The sequence below is a fragment of the Shewanella algidipiscicola genome, assembly GCF_900380485.1.
Lineage (GTDB): Bacteria > Pseudomonadota > Gammaproteobacteria > Enterobacterales > Shewanellaceae > Shewanella > Shewanella algidipiscicola.
On sequence record NZ_OXJV01000021.1, the window covers coordinates 104,881 to 130,829 of the forward strand.

Annotated in this window: 20 protein-coding genes, 4 tRNA genes and 1 pseudogene; 19 read left to right on the forward strand and 6 right to left on the reverse strand. The window is 45.1% G+C overall.

The window, feature by feature from the left end; genetic code table 11:
* Positions 1-15 precede the first annotated feature (15 nt).
* On the forward strand, positions 16-192 hold the full coding sequence (gene rmf, locus DN599_RS17720; protein ID WP_110458926.1) for a ribosome modulation factor: 177 nt from the start codon (positions 16-18) through the stop codon (positions 190-192).
* A gap of 82 nt (positions 193-274) precedes the next feature.
* Here rmf and fabA read toward each other — a convergent pair whose 3' ends face one another.
* Together fabA and DN599_RS17730 are read right to left on the reverse strand one after the other, a co-directional pair.
* Complete coding sequence (gene fabA / locus DN599_RS17725; RefSeq protein WP_110458927.1) at positions 275-790, reverse strand: bifunctional 3-hydroxydecanoyl-ACP dehydratase/trans-2-decenoyl-ACP isomerase; 516 nt, start codon at positions 788-790, stop codon at positions 275-277.
* A gap of 66 nt (positions 791-856) precedes the next feature.
* Positions 857-2,590, reverse strand: coding sequence for a S16 family serine protease (locus DN599_RS17730; protein WP_110458928.1), 1,734 nt, complete (start codon positions 2,588-2,590; stop codon positions 857-859).
* 208 nt (positions 2,591-2,798) lie between these two features.
* On the opposite strand from DN599_RS17730, the gene DN599_RS17735 reads away from it, so the two are divergent.
* The 17 genes and pseudogenes from DN599_RS17735 (at position 2,799) to rplY (ending at position 19,698) form a co-directional block, all read left to right on the forward strand.
* Positions 2,799-2,889, forward strand: a tRNA-Ser gene (locus DN599_RS17735).
* Between the two features lie 499 nt (positions 2,890-3,388).
* A pseudogene (locus tag DN599_RS17740) lies at positions 3,389-3,801 on the forward strand (IS91 family transposase); the annotation flags it as partial.
* A gap of 615 nt (positions 3,802-4,416) precedes the next feature.
* Complete coding sequence (locus DN599_RS17750) at positions 4,417-5,355, forward strand: DUF4268 domain-containing protein (protein ID WP_162599242.1); 939 nt, start codon at positions 4,417-4,419, stop codon at positions 5,353-5,355.
* Between the two features lie 530 nt (positions 5,356-5,885).
* Positions 5,886-6,542: a GntR family transcriptional regulator gene (locus tag DN599_RS17755; RefSeq protein WP_110458930.1), complete on the forward strand. Its 657-nt coding sequence runs from the start codon at positions 5,886-5,888 to the stop codon at positions 6,540-6,542.
* Between the two features lie 23 nt (positions 6,543-6,565).
* Entirely contained in the window at positions 6,566-7,444 is an 879-nt protein-coding gene (gene prpB, locus DN599_RS17760) for a methylisocitrate lyase (protein WP_110458931.1), read from the forward strand.
* Between the two features lie 121 nt (positions 7,445-7,565).
* A complete protein-coding gene (gene prpC, locus DN599_RS17765) occupies positions 7,566-8,690 on the forward strand; it encodes a bifunctional 2-methylcitrate synthase/citrate synthase (protein ID WP_110458932.1) in 1,125 nt (374 codons plus the stop codon).
* A 202-nt stretch (positions 8,691-8,892) separates the two neighbouring features.
* Positions 8,893-11,484, forward strand: coding sequence for a Fe/S-dependent 2-methylisocitrate dehydratase AcnD (gene acnD / locus DN599_RS17770; RefSeq protein WP_204165149.1), 2,592 nt, complete (start codon positions 8,893-8,895; stop codon positions 11,482-11,484).
* Positions 11,485-11,544: 60 nt separating this feature from the next.
* Complete coding sequence (gene prpF / locus DN599_RS17775; RefSeq protein ID WP_110458988.1) at positions 11,545-12,723, forward strand: 2-methylaconitate cis-trans isomerase PrpF; 1,179 nt, start codon at positions 11,545-11,547, stop codon at positions 12,721-12,723.
* A 347-nt stretch (positions 12,724-13,070) separates the two neighbouring features.
* A complete protein-coding gene (gene uvrY, locus DN599_RS17780) occupies positions 13,071-13,715 on the forward strand; it encodes a UvrY/SirA/GacA family response regulator transcription factor (RefSeq protein WP_110458933.1) in 645 nt (214 codons plus the stop codon).
* Positions 13,716-13,742: 27 nt separating this feature from the next.
* The gene (gene uvrC, locus DN599_RS17785; RefSeq protein WP_110458934.1) at positions 13,743-15,575 is read left to right on the forward strand and encodes an excinuclease ABC subunit UvrC; all 1,833 of its coding nucleotides are present in this window, start codon (positions 13,743-13,745) and stop codon (positions 15,573-15,575) included.
* Between the two features lie 47 nt (positions 15,576-15,622).
* On the forward strand, positions 15,623-16,180 hold the full coding sequence (gene pgsA / locus DN599_RS17790; protein ID WP_110458935.1) for a CDP-diacylglycerol--glycerol-3-phosphate 3-phosphatidyltransferase: 558 nt from the start codon (positions 15,623-15,625) through the stop codon (positions 16,178-16,180).
* 204 nt (positions 16,181-16,384) lie between these two features.
* A tRNA-Gly gene (locus tag DN599_RS17795) sits at positions 16,385-16,460 on the forward strand.
* 29 nt (positions 16,461-16,489) lie between these two features.
* Positions 16,490-16,563, forward strand: a tRNA-Cys gene (locus tag DN599_RS17800).
* A gap of 39 nt (positions 16,564-16,602) precedes the next feature.
* Positions 16,603-16,688: transfer RNA gene (locus DN599_RS17805), tRNA-Leu, on the forward strand.
* Between the two features lie 375 nt (positions 16,689-17,063).
* Positions 17,064-18,638 (forward strand): L,D-transpeptidase family protein, encoded by a 1,575-nt coding sequence (locus tag DN599_RS17810; RefSeq protein WP_239473344.1) that lies wholly within the window; start codon positions 17,064-17,066, stop codon positions 18,636-18,638.
* A gap of 89 nt (positions 18,639-18,727) precedes the next feature.
* Complete coding sequence (gene mepK, locus DN599_RS17815) at positions 18,728-19,282, forward strand: peptidoglycan L,D-endopeptidase MepK (RefSeq protein ID WP_110458936.1); 555 nt, start codon at positions 18,728-18,730, stop codon at positions 19,280-19,282.
* A gap of 128 nt (positions 19,283-19,410) precedes the next feature.
* Positions 19,411-19,698, forward strand: coding sequence for a 50S ribosomal protein L25 (rplY, locus tag DN599_RS17820; RefSeq protein WP_110458937.1), 288 nt, complete (start codon positions 19,411-19,413; stop codon positions 19,696-19,698).
* A gap of 57 nt (positions 19,699-19,755) precedes the next feature.
* On the opposite strand, the gene DN599_RS17825 is transcribed toward rplY, so the two are convergent.
* The 4 genes from DN599_RS17825 to sodB form a co-directional block, all read right to left on the reverse strand.
* On the reverse strand, positions 19,756-21,282 hold the full coding sequence (locus tag DN599_RS17825; RefSeq protein WP_110458938.1) for a SpoVR family protein: 1,527 nt from the start codon (positions 21,280-21,282) through the stop codon (positions 19,756-19,758).
* Positions 21,283-21,292: 10 nt separating this feature from the next.
* Positions 21,293-22,561 (reverse strand): YeaH/YhbH family protein, encoded by a 1,269-nt coding sequence (locus DN599_RS17830; RefSeq protein WP_110458939.1) that lies wholly within the window; start codon positions 22,559-22,561, stop codon positions 21,293-21,295.
* 48 nt (positions 22,562-22,609) lie between these two features.
* Positions 22,610-24,544, reverse strand: a complete 1,935-nt coding sequence (locus DN599_RS17835; RefSeq protein WP_110458940.1) for a PrkA family serine protein kinase — start codon at positions 24,542-24,544, stop codon at positions 22,610-22,612.
* Positions 24,545-24,778: 234 nt separating this feature from the next.
* Positions 24,779-25,363, reverse strand: a complete 585-nt coding sequence (gene sodB, locus DN599_RS17845) for a superoxide dismutase [Fe] (RefSeq protein ID WP_110458942.1) — start codon at positions 25,361-25,363, stop codon at positions 24,779-24,781.
* 230 nt (positions 25,364-25,593) lie between these two features.
* On the opposite strand from sodB, the gene DN599_RS17850 reads away from it, so the two are divergent.
* Positions 25,594-25,938 (forward strand): Grx4 family monothiol glutaredoxin, encoded by a 345-nt coding sequence (locus tag DN599_RS17850; protein ID WP_110458943.1) that lies wholly within the window; start codon positions 25,594-25,596, stop codon positions 25,936-25,938.
* Positions 25,939-25,949: the final 11 nt, after the last annotated feature.

The window sequence follows — 25,949 nt, forward strand, 5'->3', positions numbered from 1 at the left end:
ACAGAGGATGCTTGCATGAAAAGACAAAAACGAGATCGTCTAGATAGAGCTTTTTCAAAAGGATTTAAGGCAGGAATAGGAGGCCGCTCTAAAGAGAATTGTCCTTATTCAACATTAGACTCGAAGTCGCATTGGTTAGGAGGCTGGCGCGAAGGCGTTGATGGACGTCTTAGTGGACTGTTTAATAAATAATTAGCAGTGTGATTGAAAGTTGCCCTCTATGTTATAGAGGGCATTTTTATATCAAGCTGATGCTGATAAGGAGATGAGTCGATTAAAAAGTCGACGTGTCAGAGAAGATACCCACCTTTAGATCTTTAGCTGAATAGATTTCACGACCATCCACTTCCATTACCGCATCGGCAATACCCATCACAAGCTTACGATACACTTTACGCTTAATGGTTAACTTATAAGTGACCTTTTTGGCATCAGGTAAGACTTGGCCAGTAAATTTAACTTCACCCACACCGAGCGCACGTCCTTTACCTTCAGCGCCTTCCCAACCGAGGAAAAAGCCAACTAATTGCCACATAGCATCAAGCCCTAAACAGCCTGGCATTACGGGATCGGTTTGAAAGTGACAGTCAAAAAACCAAAGAGAAGGGTCAATATCCAATTCGGCAACAATCTCACCTTTGCCAAATTCGCCACCATCGGCATTAATTTTGGTAATGCGGTCAATCATCAACATATTGTCTATAGGTAGGCGAGGAGAGTTGGCGCCAAATAACGTACCGTGACCGCAAGCCACTAATTCATCTTTGTTAAAACTGTTTGCTCTATTCATTATTTACTTCACTCCGCAATTTGAGCTGCCAAGGTTAGCGAACACGTGTAAGCTAAACAACTCCGATCAGCTAGAAAGTTTGAGTTTCGCGAGCCACTTAGCAAAAAATGAGTCTTCTTCGTCTGGATAACCCGCTAAGCCCTCTAAGCGGTCTTGCACTAAGCGATACAAGGTGTCTTCTGGAAACTGGCCATTGTCATCAGGGATCCCGGCTGGCATCTTCATCAGTATGGTTACGGCTTCATCAATGTGTTCAACTTGGTACAAGTGAAATTGTTTTTTATCAATAGCATCAATCACATCTTGGTGTAAATTCAGTTGTTGCACATTAGATTTTGGTAAAATAACGCCTTGGGTGCCTGTGAGTCCACGGCGTTGACAAAGGGCAAAAAAGCCTTCAATTTTTTCATTAACGCCGCCGATGGCCTGTACTTGACCAAATTGGTCAATTGCACCAGTGGCCGCAATACCTTGCTCGATTGGATGTTCAGCAATAGCTGACATTAAGGCACAGTATTCGGCTAATGAGGCGCTGTCGCCATCAATTTCTTGATAAGACTGTTCAAACACAATATTAGCATTTAAATGCAGTGGCGCATCTTTACCGAAAATACGGTACAGGCAAGAGGAGAGGATCATTAAACCTTTTGCGTGAATATTACCGCCTAGCTCAGATTTACGTTCAATATCGGCTACCTCACCGTCACCATAATGTACCGACGCGGTAATGCGAGCCGGCTCGCCGTAGCAATACTCGGCGGCATCCAATACGGTTAGGCCGTTTATTTGACCAATCATGGTGCCGTTGGTCGGCAGATTAATAAAGTTATCATCAAAACTTTGTGCTGACAGCGTTTGAGAGGCGTTATGGCGCAGGGTTTGTTGCGCCAGCGCATGCGTTATTGCAGCACCGGTTAACTCTCGGCTCTGGCTGTATGCACAGGCTTGCTCCATCAACTGGAGCAAAGGAGTCGTTAACAAGCTCAGATGTTGCTGATGGTCCGCCAGTCGTGAACTGAAGTTAAATAACGGTGCCAATGCCGATTGCGTTAAGGTTATCCCTTTATCATCGGCTAATGTGACCAACCATTGCAGGTAATCTTGTTCAGAAAATTCAGGCAGGCTCAGTTCATTGACTAATTCGCCTAATAGGGGGAAGTGGCTGGCAAACAGGCGCTCTTCAATATAAGAGACGCTATAGAGCGCACTACTGCCGACTAAAATAATTTTGCAGTTAAGTGCAATAGCGGGCCAATTAGAATGAATGTCATATTCTGCGCGATCTATGGTCTGTAGCACTAACTCCCATAAGCCCTCGCGTTTCCATAATGATTCAGCGCAGATAAACAGGTAACGGCAATCAGCAAAGGCACCAGGGTGATAATGCTGTGGATCAAGACTACTGATGTGGCCAATCAAGTCGCGGCGTTTAATATTGCCACTGAGGTAGCGATAACGGTGCGTGGTAGTACTGAGGTTATCTTCACCTGGCTCGGCTTGCCACACAAGGGTGCTTTTAGTTTGAGGCGCTTGTTGGCCATCTTGGGCTATGCGGTTTAAATATTGCACCGAATGAAGCGGCTGACTTTCAACCAAGGCTTGAATAAATCGTTTTCTATCAATCCCACTTTGATCGGCTAAATACATATGCTGATCGCTCGTACTGGCTAACAGGGAGAAAGCGTCGAGCGTTCGAGACTGGCCTAGCAGTCTTGCTTGATGAGTAGCAACGATATTAGCAATAGATGGGATAGCAAAATTGGGTGAAAGAGAAGCTGGAGCAATTGGATTCGCGTTCATATTGGAGAGTATTATTTAAACATGCTCAGATGTTAGCACAATTTTGATGCCGCCCTATTAAGTTTCGTTATTTTGCCATATACCGATGAATTATGAGCAACAGATGCAGGGGCAAAAAGTAGTACGGTATATTTCTTCGACAAGTGGCACGAATTTTACGAATTTGGGTTTACATCTTAACGCTATGCTTATAGTATTGCCGGCGTTCGGAGAGATGGCAGAGTGGTCGAATGCACCGGTCTTGAAAACCGGCATGGGTTTATAGCCCATCTAGGGTTCAAATCCCTATCTCTCCGCCACATTAAAACAAAAAGCCCGCTATCGAAAGATAACGGGCTTTTTGTTATTTGTACTATCACTATTTGTATTTCCGTTACTAGTACTAGTTAAAGATAGCAACTTGAACCCTCGGATTCCTATTGTTTAAAGTCGGCTATCTCTTCGCCACATCTAAAACAAAAAGCCCGCTATCGAAAGATAATGGGCTTTTTGTTATTTGTACTATCACTATTTGTATTTCCGCTACTAGTACTAATTAAAGATAGCGACTTGAACCCTCGGGTTCCTATTGTTTAAAGTCGGCTATCTCTTTGCCATATTAAAACAAAAGGCCTTATCGAAAGATAACGGGCTTCTTGCTTTTTGTACTATCACTATTTGTACTTCCGCTACTAGTACTAGTTAAAGATAGCAACTTGAACCCTAGGGTTTCTATTGTTTAAAGTCAGCTATCTCTTTGCCACATTAAAACAAAAGGCCTTATCGAAAGATAACGGGCTGTTTGCTGTTTGTACTACAGCTAAGGCGCTTTACGGTGCATTGTTTGAGGCGGTGTGGCAGACGTTAAGTCGGTTCGGCGCATCCCGTAAGCAGCTACAAGGTCAACTAGGCGCAACAGAGGTATTACACACTTGGGGGCAAAACTTGAGTCAGCATATTCATCTGCACTGTTTAATCCCTGGAGGTGCTTTAACAGTACAGGGCAAATGGCGATTCAAGGAGTAACCTCGGACTACTTATTTCCTGTTAAAGCGCTTGCGACTGTGTATCGAGCCAAGATGATGCAAGCACTCAGGGCGCGTGAACTTGATGCCCCGGAACCTGAAGCATTAATGAGTAAAGCGTGGTGTGTGTACAGCAAAGCTTGTTTAAGTCGTGCAGCCACAGTGGTGAAATATCTGGGGGATTACCCCACAAGCAACGGCAGCTTGGATCCTGACGCCACGCTCGGTGTAAATTCTCAGGCTGAAGTAGTTGTTGGAATAAATTGCTGTTGAAGGCCGGTTGCATATCTATACGCTGCCGATAGTAATCGTCTGGCGACGTAGTGGGTATCGACAAGTTTGACAAGACTCCTCCTTCTTCTAAATGTTCAGGCTTTCACCATGTACCCACTACGCTGACGCGGGGTATGCTATCCCATCCATTACGATGGGCGTTGGGCTACTATGCCGTCTGCTGACTTCTGCTTAATCACATGCCGAGTTACCTCGTCATGCGCTAGCGGTTTCATCTGATTGGCTCTTTTCAGTCGATGACACTGAAAAGCCAAGTCACCTCTAGCCTACGCCTCATATGATGTTCTTGTTCATCAGCTCGCAAATTTACTAGCGGCTTCCTCCAGACCAAATCTCGCGGCTAAGCTCTTGCCATTCGCTAGTATTTAACGTTTAATAACAGCACGTTATTGAACTGTGACCTTCCTGCAGAGGACTTTCACCTCATTAGTTCATCCCCATGCTGGGCGTACACAAGCCGTTACACGAGACCTTCGGCTCGTGAACCACGATCGTTATATGCCATTCGGAAAAAATAGGAAGTTACGTATGTTTGGTGAGTTGAAGAAAGTCCCGTTACGAAATATCTGGGCACATGAAGCGCAAGATTTTACTCCTTGGCTAGCGGAAAACATCGAAGAGCTGGGAAACGCTGTTGGTTTGGAGCTTGAGCTAGTTAAAGAAGAAGCAAGTGTCGGGAATTTTTCTCTTGATATCTTAGCTAAGGATCTTGGGTCAGCTGAAAACGTCATAATAGAAAACCAGTTTTCTCAAACTGACCATGATCACCTAGGTAAGCTACTTACATATGCGGCTGGCTTCGATGCTTCATTCGTCATTTGGGTTGCTGAAACAATTCGTGAAGAGCACCGCCAAGCCTTAGACTGGCTGAATCACCGAACAGACAGTCAGACTCAATTCTTTGCGGTTGTTGTCGAAGTTATTCAAATTGATAACTCAAAACCTGCTTTTAATCTAAAACCTGTAGTATTTCCAAACGAATGGCAAAAGAGCAAGTCTGCGAACAAGTCTGTTCAAAAAACGAGTGCCAAATCCGAAAAGTATCGCGAGTATTTCCAAGGGTTAATTGATGAGCTTCGATGCGATTATAAATTTACGTCAGCCAAGGCTGGTCAACCTCAGAACTGGTACGCATTTGCTTCAGGAATCACAGGTATAAACTATGGTGCAAACTTTTGCCAAGGCAATAAAGTTCGTACAGAACTTTATATCGACTTTGGCAATGCTGAGGAAAACGAGTCGTGCTTGAACTATTTGCTCGAGAGCAAAACTGAAATTGAAGGTGAATTTGGAAGTGAACTTTCTTGGGAGCCAATAGATGGTAAGAGAGCTACTAGAGTGGCTGTTTATCGTGATGGTTCAATTTCAGACGGAAGTGACCTCTCTAAAATTAGACTGTGGCATATCGATAACTTACTCAAGTTAAAAGGTTTGTTTTCCAAAAGGATTCGTCAGCACTTGAAATAGGCATACAATTAGGATTGGCCGCGCGCAGCCGCGTCCTTATCCCGAGTGTTGAACAAGCCCGATTGATACCTTTATATAGTAAATAGTGGCGCGAGAGTTCACGCTGGTTGAGGCCGGGATCTTAAATGACACTTTAAGCTAGCCGTAACTATCCCTTTGTACCCACCAGATTGACCTGTAAAAGGCTCATTATTAATTGATCGGCACGTTCATTGATCTGAACATACTTTCTATCGACAATAAAGTAATGCCAGCAACAGCTCCATGGATCGCACCGTTTACTATTCGAGACAGATGAATCTTTCCCTAGGGATCGACTTTTCCCCATTGTTAATTTATTGCGATTGACTTTGATGCGCTATTAAGGCGCAGCTTAGCTAGATCCAATCACGGTAATCGTCACAGTTTGATTACAACTTTAGTCTAACTATTAACGTTTTTGTCGACAATATGGTCACTTTGGGTTGAATACTTAATCCTTCAAAGCTATATTGTCGACAACGTGATAATTCAGCAGGCTAACCTTAGAGATGACATTTCAACCCCTACAACCCGTTACCGCGGCAGATAAAACTTTTTATCAATTAAGGCAGGATATTGTCGAAGGGGTGATCGCAGCGGGCGCTAAGCTGAGTGAAACTGAATTGTCGACAACCTACGGCGTCAGCCGCGCGGTGATCCGTGAGGCGATAAATCGTTTGGAGTCGAGCCATATTGTCGAGCGTAAGGCAAATGTGGGGGCGCGAGTGGTAGCGTTAACCGCTGGGGGATTATCTGAATTGTACCAGATTAGAGAGTCACTCGAGGGGATGGCGGCGCGGTTGGCAGCTAAGCATATGACTGATGCTGAAATTGGTGAACTTGAAGCCTTGCTGCAAAGCCATTTTAAAGATGTTAAAGAGGGAGAGTCTTATTATCAGGAAGCGGGTGATGTGGACTTTCACTATCGCATTATCTTGGGCAGTAAGAATAAACACCTTATCTCTATGCTGTTTGATGGCATTTATCATCTGGTGCGCATGTATCGGGTACAACTGGGCATGGCGGGGCCGCGAGTCACAACGGCATTTGATGAGCATAAGCATATTGTTAAGGCTATTGCTAACCGTGATGAAGAGCTGGCCGAGATATTAATGCGGCGCCACATCATGTATTCAAAAAACAATATTCAAAACAAACTTGCATAGAGTAAACATAAGAGGAATTAAGCATGAGCGCAGGAAAGAAGTTCCGTGAGGCACTGGCAAAAAATAAGCCACTGCAAATTGTAGGCACAATAAACGCCTATTCCGCGATGATGGCAGAGCAAATTGGCCATCAAGCCATTTACCTCTCTGGTGGTGGCGTGGCTAACGCCTCTTATGGTTTGCCAGATTTAGGCATGACATCGCTCAATGATGTACTGGTTGATGTGCAGCGCATCACCTCAGCTTGCGCCTTGCCCTTACTGGTGGATATCGATACTGGCTGGGGCGGGGCATTTAATATTGCTAAAACGATTCGCGATATGGAAAAGGCCGGTGCAGCAGCGGTACATATGGAAGATCAAGTGGCGCAAAAGCGCTGTGGTCATCGCCCCAACAAAGAGATTGTCTCGACCGAAGAGATGGTTGACCGCATTAAGGCGGCAGTCGATGCGCGCACCGATCCCGACTTTTTTATCATGGCTCGCACCGATGCGTTTGCTCAAGAAGGGTTAGAGGCGGCGATTGCACGTGCTAAGGCCTATATTGCCGCTGGCGCCGACGGTATTTTTGCCGAAGCGGTGCAAACCGAAGCCCATTATCGCGCATTTGCCAGTGCCATCGATGCGCCATTATTAGCGAACATTACCGAGTTTGGTCAAACGGAATTATGGAACAAAGCCCAGCTTAGTGAGTGGGGTGTCGACATGGTGCTCTACCCGTTAAGTGCCTTTAGAGCAATGAACAAAGCGGCAGAAAATGTCTACACCGCGATTTTACGCGATGGCGATCAAAAGGCGGTACTCGATACGATGCAAACGCGTATGGCGCTTTATGATTATCTGGGTTATCACGATTACGAACAAAAGTTAGATAGCTTATTTGCCGAAGGTAAAAATAAATAGTGTGGCTTGAGCTGCACGGCTAATCGCTGAGAGGTTGCTCAATTAAGGACAGTATAAAACCCTACGCGCCAAGCGTGCTGCTTGGCGAATAAATAATTTAGATTCCAAAAAGGAACACATTATGGTTGATAAAAAGTTAAGTGGTGCAGGTCTGCGTGGCCAAAGTGCTGGTGAAACAGCGTTATGTACAGTGGGTAAATCTGGCTCTGGCTTGACCTACTGTGGTTATGATGTGGCGGATCTGGCTGAGAATGCCACGTTTGAAGAGGTGGCTTACCTGCTATTTAATGGCGAACTGCCCACTGCCGCACAGCTCGATGGTTATAAAAATGAGCTAATGTCACTGCGTGACCTGCCGCAGGCATTAAAAGAGGTATTGCAGCGAATTCCTCGTGACGCCCACCCGATGGATGTGATGCGCACTGGGTGCTCATTTTTGGGCAATCTTGAACCAGAAGTCGATTTTACCCAGCAATATAATGCAGCCAATCGTTTACTGGCGGCGTTTCCTGCGATTATGTGTTACTGGTATCGCTACAGCCATGATGGCGTCGATATTGAGTGCACAACCGATGAAGACTCACTCGCGGGCCATTTTCTTAAGCTGCTTAATGGTAAGGCACCATCGGAGCAGCATCGCCGCGTAATGGATGTATCACTGATTTTATATGCTGAGCATGAGTTTAATGCATCGACCTTTACCGCCCGCGTTTGTGCCTCAACCTTGTCTGACATGTTCTCCTGTATTACTGGCGCTATTGGCTCGCTGCGCGGTCCACTGCATGGCGGGGCTAATGAAGCGGCGATGGAGATGATCCAACAATTTAGCTCACCAGAAGATGCGAAAATTAAGATGGCTGGCATGCTAGAGCGCAAAGAGAAAATCATGGGGTTTGGCCATGCGATTTATCGCACCTCTGATCCTCGCAACGTGATCATCAAAGCGTGGTCTGAAAAGTTAGCCCATGAGTTTGGCGATACTTCGCTGTACGATATTTCGGTGGCATGTGAAGAGTTTATGTGGGACACCAAGAAGCTATTTTGTAATGCCGATTTTTTCCATGCATCGGCGTATCATTTTATGGGGATCCCGACCAAGTTATTCACCCCAATATTTGTCTGTTCACGCTTAACTGGCTGGGCGGCGCACGTGATGGAGCAGCGCGCTAATAATCGCATTATTCGCCCAAGCGCCGACTATGTCGGTGCCGAGCCGCGTAAAGTAGTGCCTATCGGCGAGCGATAATTTAAGCAATTAAGGTTAAACATTATGGCGATAAGTGGCTCTGTGAGCTTGGCTTATCGCCGCTTGCTACTTCATTTTTAGCGCAGTATTTCGGTCGTTATGCTGCGCTGTATGCCAATAGACGACATCGCCTTAACCTATGTCATTGGGCCATCAAGGTGAGTATCGACATGGCGTGCACGTAAAATCAGTGGATGACGTTATGAATACAACACACCGTAAACCCTTTCCCGGAACATCGTTTGACTATTTTGACACTCGCAGTGCCGTTGAGGCGTTAAGCCCTGGCGCCTACGATAAACTGCCGTACACCGCTAAAGTGCTTGCCGAAAACTTGGTGAGACGATGTGATCCCGCCATGCTTAACGATGCGCTATCTCAACTTATTGAGCGCAAGCGCGATCTTGATTTTCCTTGGTATCCTGCTCGGGTCGTGTGTCACGACATTCTGGGGCAAACCGCACTGGTCGATTTGGCAGGGCTTCGCGATGCCATCGCCGAAAAAGGCGGCGATCCTGCCGAGGTCAACCCTGTGGTACCGACACAATTAATTGTCGACCATTCGCTTGCCGTCGAGCATGCCGGTTTCGATAAAGATGCGTTTGCCAAAAACCGGGCCATTGAAGATCGCCGGAATGAAGACAGATTTCACTTTATCAACTGGACCAAAAAAGCCTTTAAAAACGTGGATGTGATTCAGCCCGGTAACGGCATCATGCATCAAATCAACCTAGAAAAAATGTCGCCGGTTATCCAAACGCGCGACGGTGTGGCTTTTCCTGACACCTTAGTGGGCACCGACAGTCACACTCCACACGTCGATGCACTAGGGGTTATCGCCATAGGTGTGGGCGGACTGGAAGCTGAAAACGTGATGCTTGGCCGTCCATCTTATATGCGCCTACCCGATATTATTGGTGTCGAGTTAACCGGTAAGCGCCAAAGTGGTATTACCGCAACCGATATAGTACTGGCATTAACCGAGTTTTTACGTGAGCAAAAGGTGGTTTCCGCCTATTTAGAGTTTTTCGGTGAAGGCGCGGCCAATTTAACCTTAGGCGATCGCGCGACCATCTCTAACATGACGCCCGAATTTGGCGCCTCTGCCGGCATGTTTTATATCGACGAGCAGACCATCGATTATCTGACGATCACCGGCCGTGATAGCGAGCAAGTGAAGCTGGTCGAAAATTACGCCAAGCACACGGGACTTTGGGCCGATGGCATGCAAGGCGCCGAGTATGAGCGTGTGCTGAGCTTCGATCTCTCCAGTGTGGTGCGAAATATCGCCGGGCCGTCAAACCCGCATCGGCGCGTGGCAACCAGTGACCTTGCCGCAAAAGGGATCTCTGGTACCGTCGAAAATGAAGCAGGCTTGATGCCTGATGGCGCGGTGATCATTGCCGCCATCACCAGTTGCACCAACACCAGTAACCCACGTAACGTGATTGCGGCAGGCTTATTAGCGAAAAAAGCCAATGAATTGGGCTTAACACGCAAACCTTGGGTGAAATCCTCCTTTGCACCGGGCTCTAAAGTGGCAGAGCTTTATCTTAAAGATGCCAACTTATTACCAGAACTTGAGCAATTGGGTTTTGGCATCGTCGGCTTTGCCTGCACCACTTGTAATGGCATGAGCGGGGCATTAGACCCTGTTATTCAGCAAGAAGTGATCGACAGAGACTTATATGCCACCGCGGTATTGTCGGGCAACCGTAACTTCGATGGCCGCATCCACCCCTATGCTAAGCAGGCCTTTTTGGCGTCGCCGCCGCTGGTGGTGGCATATGCGATTGCAGGCACGATTCGATTCGATATTGAACAGGATACCCTCGGGGTTGATCAATCAGGCGAGCCCGTGCGCCTTAAAGATATCTGGCCAACTGATGACGAGATCGATGCCATTGTGAAAGCCAGCGTCAAACCCGAGCAGTTTAGAGAGATCTACACGCCGATGTTTGATATAGCCGTGGATTATGGTGAGCAAGTTAGCCCACTGTATGATTGGCGTGTGCAAAGCACCTATATTCGTCGTCCACCTTACTGGGAAGGGGCGTTAGCAGGGGAGCGTAGCCTCAAAGGTATGCGTCCACTGGCGGTGCTGGGCGACAACATCACAACCGACCACCTATCGCCATCCAACGCCATTTTAGCCAGCAGTGCCGCCGGGGAATACTTAACTAAAATGGGCTTGCCTGAGGTGGACTTTAACTCCTACGCCACCCACCGCGGCGATCACCTTACGGCGCAGCGAGCCACGTTTGCTAATCCCAAACTCATTAATGAGATGGCCGTGGTCAACGGCGAAGTACAGCAAGGCTCACTGACTCGTATCGAACCCGAGGGCAAAGTGACGCGTATGTGGGAAGCGATTGAAACCTACATGGAGCGCAAGCAGCCCTTGATTATTGTGGCGGGCGGCGATTATGGTCAAGGCTCATCACGAGACTGGGCCGCCAAAGGTGTTCGACTGGCTGGCGTTGAAGCGATTGTAGCCGAAGGTTTTGAACGGATCCACCGTACTAACCTCGTGGGTATGGGGGTATTACCGCTCGAATTTAAGCCCGGCGAGAGTCGTAAAACCTATGGTATTGATGGCAGTGAAACCTTCGATGTTGTCGGTGAGCCGACCCCCAGAGCCCAGTTAACCTTAGTGATTCATCGTCAAAATGGCGAGCGCATCGAGGTGCCTGTGACATGTCGATTAGACACTGCCGATGAGGTGTTAGTTTATCAAGCCGGTGGCGTATTACAGCGTTTTGCTCAAGATTTTCTCGAGGCTAAAAAGGCCTAAATGACCTCAGTTGGCGATGACATACTAGCGTTTGATGTCGTCGCCAACGCGATTACAGGAATGTCCATGAAACAGATGAAAATTGCCGCGACCTATATGCGTGGCGGCACCAGTAAAGGGGTGTTTTTTGCTTTAAACGATCTGCCTGAAGCGGCGCAAGTGCCCGGCGCGGCGCGCGATGCACTATTATTACGGGTGATCGGCAGTCCAGATCCTTATGGTAAACATACCGATGGCATGGGCGGAGCCACTTCGAGTACCAGTAAAACCGTGATTTTGGCTAAAAGCGGTCAACCAGAGCATGATGTTGACTATCTTTTTGGCCAAGTGGCAATCGATAACCCCTTTATCGACTGGAGCGGGAATTGCGGTAACTTAACGGCTGCGGTGGGGGCTTTTGCTATTACCCAAGGCTTAGTTGACCCAGACAAGATCCCCGCAAATGGCATAGCAGTGGTGCGTATTTGGCAGGCCAATATCCATAAAACCATTATAGCGCATGTGCCTATGTGCGATGGTGAAGTACTTGAGTTGGGCGATTTTGAACTCGACGGTGTGACTTTTCCAGCTGCTGAGGTGTTAGTTGAGTTTGTCGATCCCGCCGATGAAGCGGGCGCCATGTTGCCCACGGGAAATGTGGTTGATGAGCTTGATGTGCCGGGCGTCGGGTGTTTTACCGTAACCCTCATTAATGCCGGTATTCCGACTATTTTCTTAAATGCCCAGGATCTAGGCTACGATGGCACCGAGCTGCAAGAGGCGATTAATGGTGATGTTGCGGCGTTGGCTAAGTTTGAACTCATTCGGGCATATGGCGCCTTAAAAATGGGGCTTATCCAATCGATTGATGAGGCTAAGACTCGTCAGCATACCCCTAAGGTCGCCTTTGTCGCGCCGCCACAAGAGCATAGCGTATCGAGTGGTAAGACGGTGACGATACATGATGTGGATCTGTTAGTTCGTGCGCTGTCTATGGGTAAATTACACCATGCCATGATGGGTACCGCGGCAGTGGCTATTGGTACTGCGGCGGCAATCCCCGGTACTTTAGTGAATTTGGCAGCGGGTGGTCAGGCGCGCACGAGTGTGCGTTTTGGTCATCCATCGGGCACGCTAAAAGTGGGTGCGAGTGCCACGCAACAAGCGGGTGAGTGGCAGGTGGAAAAAGTGAGTATGAGTCGTAGTGCTCGGGTATTAATGCAAGGTTGGGTGTATATTCCGGCCGATACTATCGCATAACACAGCCCATTATGCAGGCCATACTTTGAAATGGGGTGTGCGAATATCTTAATTGTCATGGTGTAGCTTAAGCGATTGACTTGTGAAGCCATTGGCTCGTACCGACCCAGATGGAGTCGTTATGAGCCAAGTGCAATGTCGTTTTTAGTTAGTCAACCGTTAGCTTGTAACTGGCGGTTTGCTAATTTTTTGAACGGTAAATAACTGAAATAGATTACTTATAATTCATTGGCTTAGATGTATTCATTTTATCCTTTCTTATTAAAGTGAATTGGGATAAATTACATGGTGTTATCGTACGTAAACCAATGTCGGTTTAGTGTTAGCTATACAAGGTAGATTTTAAGTTGATATCTGTATATTTGGTTGATGATCATGAATTGGTAAGAACTGGCATTCGTCGTATTCTCGAAGATGAGCGTGGCATTAAGGTGGTGGGTGAAGCAGGTGATGGCGAGTCTGCTGTGCAGTGGAGTCGTAATAACGAAGCCGATGTGATCTTGATGGACATGAATATGCCGGGGATTGGCGGGCTCGAAGCGACCCGTAAGATCCTACGTTATCAATCCCATGCCAAAATTATTGTGCTGACTATTCATACCGAAGATCCGTTTCCCACCAAAGTGATGCAAGCTGGGGCTTCTGGCTATTTAACTAAAGGCGCTACGCCACCAGAGGTGATCCAAGCGATTCGTCAAGTGGCTCATGGTCAGCGTTATCTATCGCCCGAAATTGCTCAGCAGATGGCTTTGAGTCAATTTAACCAAACGGACGATAACCCGTTTAAAAGCTTATCTGAGCGTGAACTGCAGATCATGATGATGATCACCAATGGTGAGAAGGTCAGTGATATTTCTGAGCAACTCAATTTAAGTCCTAAAACCGTCAACAGCTACCGCTATCGCCTGTTTGATAAGTTGGGGATCAATGGCGATGTTGAACTAACCCGCTTAGCCATTCGTTATAAGATGTTGGATACAGGCCAGTTTTAATTACTCCAGCCCAACAAGCGTTTAGGTATGACTATCTCTGCATTTGATTCGACCCGTTTTCTCAAGACCGTCTCCTCATCCCCTGGTGTCTATCGTATGTATGATGCTCAGGGGACCGTTATTTACGTGGGAAAGGCTAAAGATCTTAAGAAACGCCTTAGCTCCTATTTCCGTAAAAATTTAAACAATGTCAAAACCGAAGCCTTAGTTTCGCACATTCATGATATTGACGTTACGCTGACGCACAGCGAAACGGATGCGCTGATTCTCGAAAATGATTACATCAAGCAGTACATGCCAAAATACAATGTGTTGCTGCGAGATGACAAATCTTATCCCTATATTTTTCTCAGTCAGCATCAGCATCCTCGTTTAGCCTATCATCGTGGGCCTCAACGTGAGAGAGGCCAGTATTTTGGTCCATATCCTAATGGCGGCGCCGTTAGAGAAAGCTTACATTTGATGCAAAAGTTATTTCCTATCCGTCAATGTGACGATATCTACTATAAGGCGCGGTCCCGCCCCTGTTTGCAGTATCAAATTGGCCGTTGCAGCGCCCCTTGTGTCGGTAAAGTATCCGATGAGGATTACCAAGAGCAGGTTAAACTTGCCACCCTATTTTTACGCGGGCGAGATCAGCAGGTAATGGGAACGCTGGTAGGTAAGATGGAACAAGCGGCACAAGCACTTAATTATGAGGCTGCTGCGCGTTTTCGTGATCAGATAAGTGCACTGCGCCGGGTTGTCGAGCAACAAGAGGTGTCGGGCGGCAGCGGAGATATGGACGTTATTGGGGTCTACTTTGCCTCTGGCGTTGCTTGTTTTCATTTATTGTTTATTCGCGGCGGTAAAATTTTTGGGAGTCGCAGTTACTATCCCGCCGTACCAGATAAGACCGAACTCGATGAGGTTCTACGCGCCTTTATGCTGCAGTTTTATCTTAATTTCGACAGTCAACGCACGTTGCCAAAAGAGATCATCGTTAGCCATGACTTTGATGATATCCATGAGTTGGAGCAAGCGATTGAACAAGCGCTCGCTAAAAGCGTGACGATTAAGACCAAGGTGCGCAGTGAGCGGGCCAGTTTCTTGCGCATTGCCGATACCAATGCAAAAAATGCGGTTGAAACGCGGTTATCTCAGCAAAATACCATAGAGCAGCGATTCTTGTTACTCGAAGAGGCATTAGAACTGTCGAATCCGATCCGTCGTATGGAATGCTTCGATATAAGCCACACCATGGGGGAGAGTACGGTGGCCTCTTGTGTGGTGTTTAATCGTGAAGGGCCCAATAAGTCAGAGTATCGCCGCTATAATATCAAGGGGATCACTCCTGGTGATGATTATGCGGCAATGAAGCAAGCAATTAGTCGACGGTTCGATAAAATCGATGCTAATGGCAAAATTCCCGATATTTTATTTATTGATGGCGGTATTGGCCAGCTCAGAATCGCCCAGCACGTCGTCGATGAGAAATTTGCTCAGTTAGATATTGCTCCGACATTGATTGGCATTGCCAAAGGGGAAGGGCGTAAGCCCGGTTTAGAGACCCTTATTTATGGTGAAAATGAGCTAGCGTTTCATCTGCCTGCTGACTCGGGAGCACTGCATTTGATCCAGCATATTCGTGATGAGTCACATAGGTTTGCGATCACAGGCCATAGAAACAAACGCCAAAAAACACGTAACACTTCAACACTCGAGTCTATTGCTGGCGTTGGACCCAAACGGCGTAAGGCCTTATTGCAATATTTAGGGGGACTTCAGCAAGTGAAAGGCGCAAGTGTGGCTGAATTAACAAAAGTCCCAGGTATTAGCTTAGAAATGGCGCAAACAATACATGATGCATTGCGAGGGTAACAAAATTAAGGCAAGATTGGCGCTGCTTTTAGATAATTGGTTTCGTCATGCCGTTTAATGTACCGATAGCACTTACGCTGTTCAGGCTAGTTTTACTGCCTGTTTTTGTAGTTCTTTTTTATGTTCCTTATAGCTGGTCGCCCTTTGCGGCTGCTTTTGTGTTCTGGTTAGCTGCCGTCACAGATGCGCTGGATGGTTATGCTGCCAGAAAATTGCAACAATCGACCCGGTTTGGCGCTTTTCTCGATCCCGTTGCCGATAAGATCATGGTGACCACTGCTTTAGTGATGTTGGTGGCGGAATATAACCATATTTGGTTAACCTTACCGGCACTCTTTATGATTGGCCGTGAAATTGTGATTTCTGCGTTGCGAGAATGGATGGCCGAAATTGGTAAGCGGGGCTCGGTTGCCGTGTCATGGATTGGTAAGTACAAAACCGCGGCCCAGATGGTGGCCATTGTCGGTTTGATCTGGCGTCCGAATGACTTTTTGACTTATACCGCCATTGCGCTGTTTTATGTCGCTGCGATTCTGACATTTTGGTCCATGGTTAGCTATATTATGGCGGCCTGGGGCGATTTAACCGACGAATCGAACAATTAGAACGCAATGCGATCACTTAGTGTGCAAACGACATCAAATTGTAAAATAGTGCGTTGACACTGGAACTAAAATCGGTAGAATTCGATTCCGAAGTCAAGGGGAAGCAACTAAAGCTTAACCTAGATAACAAAGCAACATTGTTAATTAAACTTAAGTTGAACAAGATTTAAATTAAGTTTGAAAATAAATGTAGCAAAGAATGATGCGACATTAGCTCAGTTGGTAGAGCGATACCTTGCCAAGGTATAGGTCATCGGTTCGAACCCGATATGTCGCTCCAATTTACACCGTAAATTGGGCATTCAATTTGGCGCGATGGCAGAATGGCTATGCTGCGGATTGCAAATCCGTCGATCTCGGTTCGACTCCGGGTCGCGCCTCCACTTTAAGTTTTAGCGCAATAGCGATAAAACGCACACATTGCCCGTGTGGTGGAATCGGTAGACACAAGGGATTTAAAATCCCTCGCTGAATAAGCGTGCCAGTTCAAGTCTGGCCACGGGTACCATCTTAAGATGACAAAAAGGCCTCAACTAAGTTGAGGCCTTTTTGTTTCTGTTGTTTATTGATATGTCTCAGATCTGCCATTGCCTGTGAGCTTGTCCGCAAACCTTAATCGATTATTATGCTCAAGCTAATTAAATCGTCTTTAGTCTCCGTCCACACCCTATAGCATCATAATCACACAGTGAAGCAGATAGTAAAATACTGATGCTAATGATGCTAATGGGTTAAGATATCGAGAAACTATGTTGGTCAACTTTATTTCAGTATCAGGTTATTTAGCGATTTAGTTTGGATAAACGGTTAGCTTATACAAAATCTGTCTTTATGTGTGCCATTACTCGCGTGCATTTGCGCCATAATTACTCGAGGAGGGATTATGATGCGAAGTATAGTTACGGTAATTGTCTTGCTGTGGGGGATGTCTACAGCTGTCTCTGAGACCAGAATGGAAGCCGCAACTTCAGCGTTGTTACAGCAAGTGCAGTTGATCTCTCTAATTGAGTCGAATGACCGCTTCTTGCGATACCAGCGGATATTAACGGCAAATCAACCTTTATCTGTTGATGATTTTTATCAGGTAAAAGATTCAGTCGCGCAATTTTGGCAGCATAATGGCATCACCGCTATCGCCCCCTATTTGGTTAATGATGACGATCCCTATACCGCCGTGTTAGCGCTTGAGCCAAATGTTGAAGGTTTTTTGCCTGTAAACAACCGTATTCGCTATCTGTTGTGGTTAGCGAAGGTGCAGCCCTGGACAAGGATAGAACCCAATGGGTGGTTAAAGCCTGGTGATAGTCACCCTGATATTAGTGCCATTGTTGATCGTCTAAGATGGTTAGGTGATTATGATGAGCAAGATATCGATAAGGGCAATGTTACCCAAGACCATGCCATGCAAGACATGAGTGAAGGTAAGGAAAGTCAAAATACACAGACAGGTAAGGTGGGGTCAGAATACCGTGGTTTGTTAAGTTCTGCACCAACATCAACATCAACATCAACACCATCCACGCCGGTCAATCATTCTGAGTCTTATCAATCCAACGACGTTTACGATGACAATTTACGCCGCGCAATATTAACTTTCCAAGAGCGTCATGGGCTCAATCCCGATGCCATTATTGGGCCTGCAACGCTGCGATGGCTCAATGTAACACCGATAAATCGTGCTAGGTTGCTGGCAGTCAATTTTGTTAATCGCGCAAAATATATGAGCAAGATAGGTAAGCGGTATCTACTGATCAATATTCCGGCTTATGACTTAGTTTTGGTAGATGATAATCAAACCGTGCTGCACTCTAAGGTGATTGTGGGTAAGCCTTATCGGCCTACACCTGTTATACAGGGGGAGATAAGCAATTTAGTTATCAATCCCAGCTGGCGAGTGCCAAGGCGTTTACTTAAATACGATCTACTGCCTAAAGTTCGCCAAGATGGTGGCTATATTAATCAACATAATTTTGAAGCGTTTAATTATTCTGAGGAATTAGTGGTAAAAAGCGATGAAGAGTGGCGAGATCTTGCTAGAGGGCATTTCCCTTATCGTTTAGTGCAAAAGCCAGGTGTTAATAACACCTTAGGTCGCTATAAGTTGTATTTTCCAAATCAATACAGCGTCTATTTACATGATACTCAGGATAAAGCCCTTTTTGCGCGCAGCGATAGGGCGTTATCTTCAGGTTGTATTCGCGTTGAAAAAGTCGAACAGTTGGCTAACTGGATAGCATCGAACCTAGTGCGTGATAAACAGACCTGGGTTGACATGCAAATTGAGCGAACAAAAACGCAATGGTTCGCCTTCGATGATAAATTACCTGTTCATCTTGTTTATTGGACCTCTTGGCTTGATGAGCACAATATTGCCCAGTTTAGAGATGATATATATAAGAAAAATCAAAATATCATTGCGGAACTACAGGCCTATAACTCCCCAAACCCTGATGAATAAAGGGCTGTGGCAAAACATTAGCTTGATCTCACCATTGAAATCGTTTAATTTGTGCGCTGTTTTTGTGTAAATAACGAACGGTGGTATTAATGTCAATAGTGTGTCCTTCACGTAGGCAGTTGTTGTTAGGCCTAGGTGGTGTAGCAATGTTTTCGATGGTGTCTCCTAAAGTAAAAGCGAGTCGTTCCACTAAAGGCGTACGTAGCTTGAGCTTTTATAACAGACATACAGGGGAAAAGGGGCAAGGAAGCTATTGGATTGATGGGAGTTATCAGGATAATACTCTCACAGATTTTAATCATATTTTGCGTGATCATAGGCAAAATGAAGTGGCTCCAATGGATAAGCGATTATTCGATCTACTTTATTTGCTTAAACAGACGTTAAATATTGATGATCAGCATGAATATCATGTCATTTCAGGTTATCGTTCACCGAAAACTAATCACATGCTCGCGCAAAAGAGTAATGGTGTAGCAAAGAAGAGTTACCACATGAAGGGAATGGCAATGGATATTGCGGTTCCCGATGTTAACTTGAAAGATTTGCGTGATGCTGCGGTGTCTTTAAAGTTAGGTGGTGTGGGCTTTTACCCTAATTCTGGTTTTGTACATGTGGATACTGGACCGGTAAGAACTTGGTAATACCAAGGGGCTTAACAAGTGTTTGTGTCGTAGTCTGGGGTATGCTAGTATTCGCTCGCTTTAAATGAGGTCATCGTTGGTCGAAAGCGATGATCACCTAAAACTTTATTATATTAAGTGAGTAAATTATGTCTTACGCAATTACCGCACAAGCCCGTACTGAAATAGGGAAAGGTTCGAGCCGCCGCCTACGTCATGCTGGTAAAGTTCCTGCTGTTATCTATGGTGCGGGTAAAGAACCTGTTTCTATTGAATTCGAACACAAAGATATCATCAACATTCAAGCAAATGCTGATTTCTATACTTCTGACATCACTATCGTTTTAGATGGTAAAGAAGTTAAGGTTCGTGTTCAAGCTATGCAACGTCACGCGTTTAAGCCTCTTATCGAGCACGTGGATTTCACTTTCGCTTAATGTGAGATTGAATAAGAAAAAGCGCCAATTTGGCGCTTTTTTTATGGCTGAAATTGCTTATATTTGATCTAACTCTGCCTGTTTGTCAGGGCAAGTTACGATGATCCTTGTGTCACCTTGTTCTGTTAGTTCCTCTAATGTCACTGAAAATCCCCATAATCGGTGTAGATGTTTAACGACCTCTTTACAGCTATCATCCAAAGGAATTCGGTTGATGGGAATGTACCTTAGCACTAAGGAACGATCGCCTGATATCGCGACATTTTGTACCTGAATATTGGGTTCAATATTGGACAAGTTATATTGCTGTGACAACATTTGTCGGATGTCATGGTAGCCTTGGTCATCATGAATGGCTGAGACATTAAGGTAGTTTTTTTGGTCGTTATCGAGAATACTAAACAGTTTAAATTGGCGAATGATATTTGGTGATAGGTACTGACTGATAAAACTTTCATCTTTAAAGTTTTGCATTGCAAAGTGTAGGGTATCGAGCCAATTACTCCCCGCTATTTCAGGGAACCAACGTTTATCTTCTTCGGTTGGTGACTCACATATACGCCGTATATCCACAAACATATTAAAACCCAGCGCATAAGGATTGATGCCGCTGTAATAAGGACTGTTATAACTGGGCTGCGCGATAACGTTGGTGTGGTTTTTTAAAAACTCCATCATAAAGCGATCGCTGACGAGATTGTCGTCATAGAGGTGATTCAAAATGGTGTAGTGCCAGAAGGTTGCCCAGCCTTCATTCATGACTTGGGTTTGTTTCTGTGGATAAAAATATTGACTCATTTTTCTGACGATACGCACAATCTCACGCTGCCAAGACTCTAGCAAGGGGGCATTTTTCTCAATGAAATAGAGAATGTTTTCTTGAGGCTCGGCGGGGAAATGATTGTCTGATTGCGTTTTGTCAGCGGCGGGCATTAATGGAATGGTTCGCCATAAGTCATTGACTTGGCTTTGTAGGTATTCCTCACGTTCTTTTTGGCGAACCTTTTCTTCTTTTAATGAGATCTCGCTAGGTCGTTTATAGCGATCAACGCCATAGTTCATCAAGGCATGGCAGGAGTCGATGATGAGCTCAACCTGCTCGGTGCCGTAACGCTCTTCACATTCACGGATATAATTCTTTGCAAAAACTAAATAATCTATGATGGAACTGGCATCGGTCCAGGTTTTAAACAGATAGTTACCTTTGAAGAAGCTGTTATGGCCAAAATTAGCATGGGCCATCACTAAGGCTTGCATGGTGATAGTGTTTTCTTCCATTAAATAAGCGATACAGGGATCGGAATTGATAACGATTTCATACGCCAATCCCATTTGTCCACGTTTGTAACCTTGTTCAGTTTCGATAAATTTTTTACCAAATGACCAGTGAGTATAACCGATAGGCATGCCGATACCAGCGTAGGCATCCATCATCTGTTCGGCGGTGATCACTTCAATTTGGTTAGGGTAGGTGTCGAGTCGATAATGAGCCGCGACCCGTTCGATTTCCGTTAGATACGATTGCAACAAATCGAATGTCCAATCGGGGCCATCATCTAATCTCTTGCTGCGTTTTGAATTCATAATCGCCCCCTTAAACCGCTTGTTTCTTAAACAGTTCTCTAAACACTGGGTAGATATCTTCAGCTTGTCTAATGTGCTGAACTGCAATATTATCGTGGGTTGTTTGCAACGCTTCATACTCACGCCATAAAGTTTGGTGGGCGCGATTGGTAATTTCGATGTAGCTGAAGTAGCGCACAACGGGGAGTAGTTTTTTTTCTAATATATGACGACAGGCTGGTGAATCATCGGCCCAATTGTCGCCATCCGATGCTTGAGCAGCATAGATGTTCCATTCATTTTCAGGATAACGTTGTTGTTGAATGTCGTGCATTAATTTAAGTGCACTGGACACTATAGTACCTCCAGTTTCTTGTGAATAAAAAAATTCATGCTCGTCTACCTCTTTGGCTTGGGTGTGGTGCCGAATATAGACTACGTCTAGGTTTTTATAAGTTCGAGTGAGAAACAGGTAGAGTAAAATGTAGAAACGCTTTGCCATATCCTTGGTGGCTTGGTCCATAGAGCCTGATACGTCCATTAAACAAAACATCACCGCCTGACTTGAGGGTACTTCACGTTTTGCATAGTTGTTGAAGCGTAAATCGAAGGTATCGATAAACGGCACTCGGGCAATTTTTGCCTCTAATTCGGCTATCTGCTGCTGTAAGCTAATGATCTTTTCAGCTTCAGAACCCGGTGTTTGCTCCAACGCTTCTAGCTCTGCTTGAAGTTCGGTTAATAGGGCTTTTTTTGATGATGACATGGCAATGCGCCGTGCCAATGAGGAGCGCAGTGAACGCACTATATTGATATTGGCAGGCACGCCATCATTAGTGAAGCCCGCACGATAGGTTTGGTATTCTACCAGTTTATTGAGGCGATTATTTTGTAAGTTCGGCAGTTCAAGATCTTCAAACAACAACTCTAAATATTCATCTTTAGATATTTGAAATACAAAATCATCTTGTCCTTCCCCAGAGTCAGATGCATCACCTTGTCCGCCGCCTTGACCTTGTCCTTTGGGCGGGCGTTCAATTTTATCTCCTCGAGCAAATTGATCGTTACCCGGGTGGACTCGCTCTTTAACGCCACCACGGCCTTGATGAAAAGTGGGCTCGCTAATATCACGGGTAGGGATAGCAATTTTTTCACCTTTGTCTACATCGGTAACACTGCGCCTAGTCACCGCATCGCTGACCGCTTTTTTAATTTGTTGTTTATAACGATTGATAAATCGTTGCCGATTGACTGTGCTTTTTCCCTTAGCATTTAATCGTCTGTCAATAAAATTAGCCATGCGCACCTCCAAACAACGCGTGGGGAGAGATCTCCCCACCTAATATTATCAAGATGATTTACGCACGCGCAGATACCATTCTGATAACAGTCTTACTTGCTTCTTGGTATAGCCTTTCTCCATCATTCGATTGACAAAATCATCGTGTTTACGCTGATCATCGGTCGAAGTTTTGGCATTAAAAGAGATAACCGGTAATAGATCTTCAGTATTGGAGAACATTTTCTTTTCAATAACAGTGCGCAGCTTTTCATAGCTGGTCCATAGTGGGTTAGAGCCTTCATTGTTAGCTCTGGCTCGTAATACAAAATTAACAATCTCATTGCGAAAATCTTTTGGATTACTGATCCCCGCTGGTTTCTCAATCTTTTCGAGCTCAGCATTAAGGGCGGCTCGGTCAAACAGTTGCCCAGTTTCTGGGTCTCTATATTCTTGATCTTGGATCCAAAAATCTGCATAGGTGACGTAACGGTCGAAAATATTCTGGCCATATTCTGAATAGGATTCTAAGTAGGCTGTTTGAATTTCTTTACCAATAAATTCAACATATTTAGGGGTTAAGTAACCTTTTAAAAACTCTAAGTATCGCTCGGCGGTATCGTTAGGAAATTGCTCTTGTTCAATTTGTCGCTCTAGCACATAAAATAGGTGCACCGGATTGGCGGCAATTTCACTGTGATCGAAGTTAAATACTTTAGAGAGAATCTTAAAGGCGAAGCGAGTCGATAACCCTTGCATACCCTCATCGACACCAGCGTAATCACGGTATTCCTGGTAAGATTTAGCTTTGGGATCTGTATCCTTTAAGCTCTCACCATCATAGACTCTCATTTTTGAGTATATCGATGAGTTATCAGGTGTTTTAATGCGAGACAATACGCTAAATTGGGCCAGTAGCTCCAAAGTATAGGGAGCACATGGGGCTTGTGATAACTCAGAGTTGAATAGCAATTTTTTATAGATTTGAATCTCTTCAGACACACGCAGACAGTAGGGGACTTTAACAATATAGACGCGGTCTAAAAACGCTTCGTTAGTTTTATTGTTTCTAAAGGTGGTCCATTCTGACTCGTTAGAGTGCGCTAAAATGATACCGTTGAAGGGCAGGGCTGAAAGCCCTTCAGTACCATTGTAGTTACCTTCCTGAGTGGCGGTTAGTAGTGGATGTAGCACCTTTATAGGGGCTTTAAACATCTCAACGAACTCCATTAACCCTTGATTGGCTCGACACAGTGCACCCGAGTAGGAGTAAGCATCGGCATCGTGTTGGGCAAAATGTTCGAGTTGGCGAATATCGACTTTACCCACGAGTGAGGAGATATCCTGATTGTTCTCATCGCCGGGTTCTGTTTTGGCAATGGCCAGCTGATCTAAAATGTTAGGATAGACTTTAACCACCTTAAATTGTGAGATATCACCGCCGAATTCATGGAGGCGCTTGACGGCCCATGGCGACATAATGGTTTTGAGGTAGCGCCCCGGAATGTCATATTCGCTCTTGAGCAGCTCGGCATCTTCATCAGGGTTGAATAAGCAAAATGGGTGGTCATTGACTGGGCTACGCACTCCATTAGCACTGAGTACGTAAATAGGTACATGCTGCATTAATGATTTGAGCTTTTCTGCTAGGGATGATTTACCACCACCTACAGGCCCAAGTAAATATAAGATCTGTTTAGATTCTTCAAGACCTTGTGCCGAGTGTTTTAGATAGGCCACTATCTGTTCTATCGCCTCCTCCATACCGAAAAAATCTTTAAACGCAGGATAGCGGGAGATTAAACGGTTGGAAAAGATACGGCTTAAAATTGAATCTTTTGAGGTATCGATAACCTCAGGCTCACCGATTGCAATAAGCAGGCGTTCGGCTGCCGATGCATACGCAATACGATCGTCTTTGCAAATGGCTAAAAATTCTTGTAGCGAATATTCTTCATCTAATTTCTTTTCATAGCGCTGTTGATAATGCTCGAATATGCCCATTTTCCACCCCCTGAAGCCAGCAATAAATCTTAAGGGGCAACTGAACTTTCAGTTACCTACTCCTAATGATAGACGGGAAATGTGAGTTGGGTAGCAAAAAGTATAATGAAAACAATAACAAAAAATTGCAAATGCAATTGTTGCATATGTGGCTGACGATGATTTGTTTAAAAGTCCTTAGATTAAAAACAAAAAAGGAGCCATTAAGGCTCCTTTTTATTGTGACACTATTGATTAAGCAGCAAAGTTACTATTAACAAATTCCCAGTTCACAAGTTCCCAGAAATGAGCAAGATAGTCAGGGCGCACATTACGGTAATCGATATAATAAGCGTGTTCCCACACATCAACAGTCAGTAATGGTGTTACACCATCTTCTGTTAATGGTGTCGCTGCATTGCTGGTATTGACAATAGCTAAAGAGCCATCAGCTTTTTTAACTAACCAAGTCCATGCACTACCAAAGTTGTTCACTGCAGAATCAGTAAATTGTGCTTTGAATGCATCGAAAGAGCCGAAGGTTGAATCTATAGCAGCTGCGATATCACCTGTGGCAGCGCCGCCGCCATTTGGCGATAGGCAGTTCCAATAGAAAGTGTGGTTCCAAACTTGAGCCGCATTATTGAAAATACCACCAGTAGAGGTCTTGATGATCTCTTCTAGGCTTTTCTCGGCAAGTTCAGTACCTTCAATTAGGCCGTTTAGCTTCACAACATAAGTGTTGTGATGCTTGCCATAATGGTATTCAATCGTTTCTTGGGAAATATGGGGCTCTAATGCGTCTTTTGCATAAGGAAGTGCTGGTAATTCAAAAGCCATGTTTTTTCTCCATTGACATTCAATTGTCTTTTTCTGTTTGCTCACAGCTAGCCATTCTACCTGATAAAATTGTGATGTGAATCATTGTTTGGCTGATTTTACCGATTAATTCAATCGTTAAATTATTCTATGCAATAACCTTGGTAAAAGTAGGTTTTTGTTCTTAGTCATCCTGACGTACAATAGGCAAAATTGTTTAAGTAGCTTTGCTGCAATATTTAGGAAAGAAGATGCAAACAAATGAAACTGTAGAAAAAATCAAACAGCAGATTGCTGAAAACCCAATCATCGTTTACATGAAAGGTTCACCTAAGTTACCTAGCTGTGGATTTTCATCTCAGGTGGCACAGCTTATGATTAATTGCGGTGCACAATTTGCGTACGTTGATATTTTACAGCATCCCGATATCCGCGCAGAACTGCCAAAGTATGCGAATTGGCCTACTTTCCCGCAGTTATGGGTTGAAGGCGAACTTATCGGTGGCTGTGATATTTTGACTGAAATGTATCAAAAAGGTGAGTTGCAAACTTTAATTAATGAAACTGCGGCAAAATATCCTGCCCAAGACGCATAAGTCTGCTCATT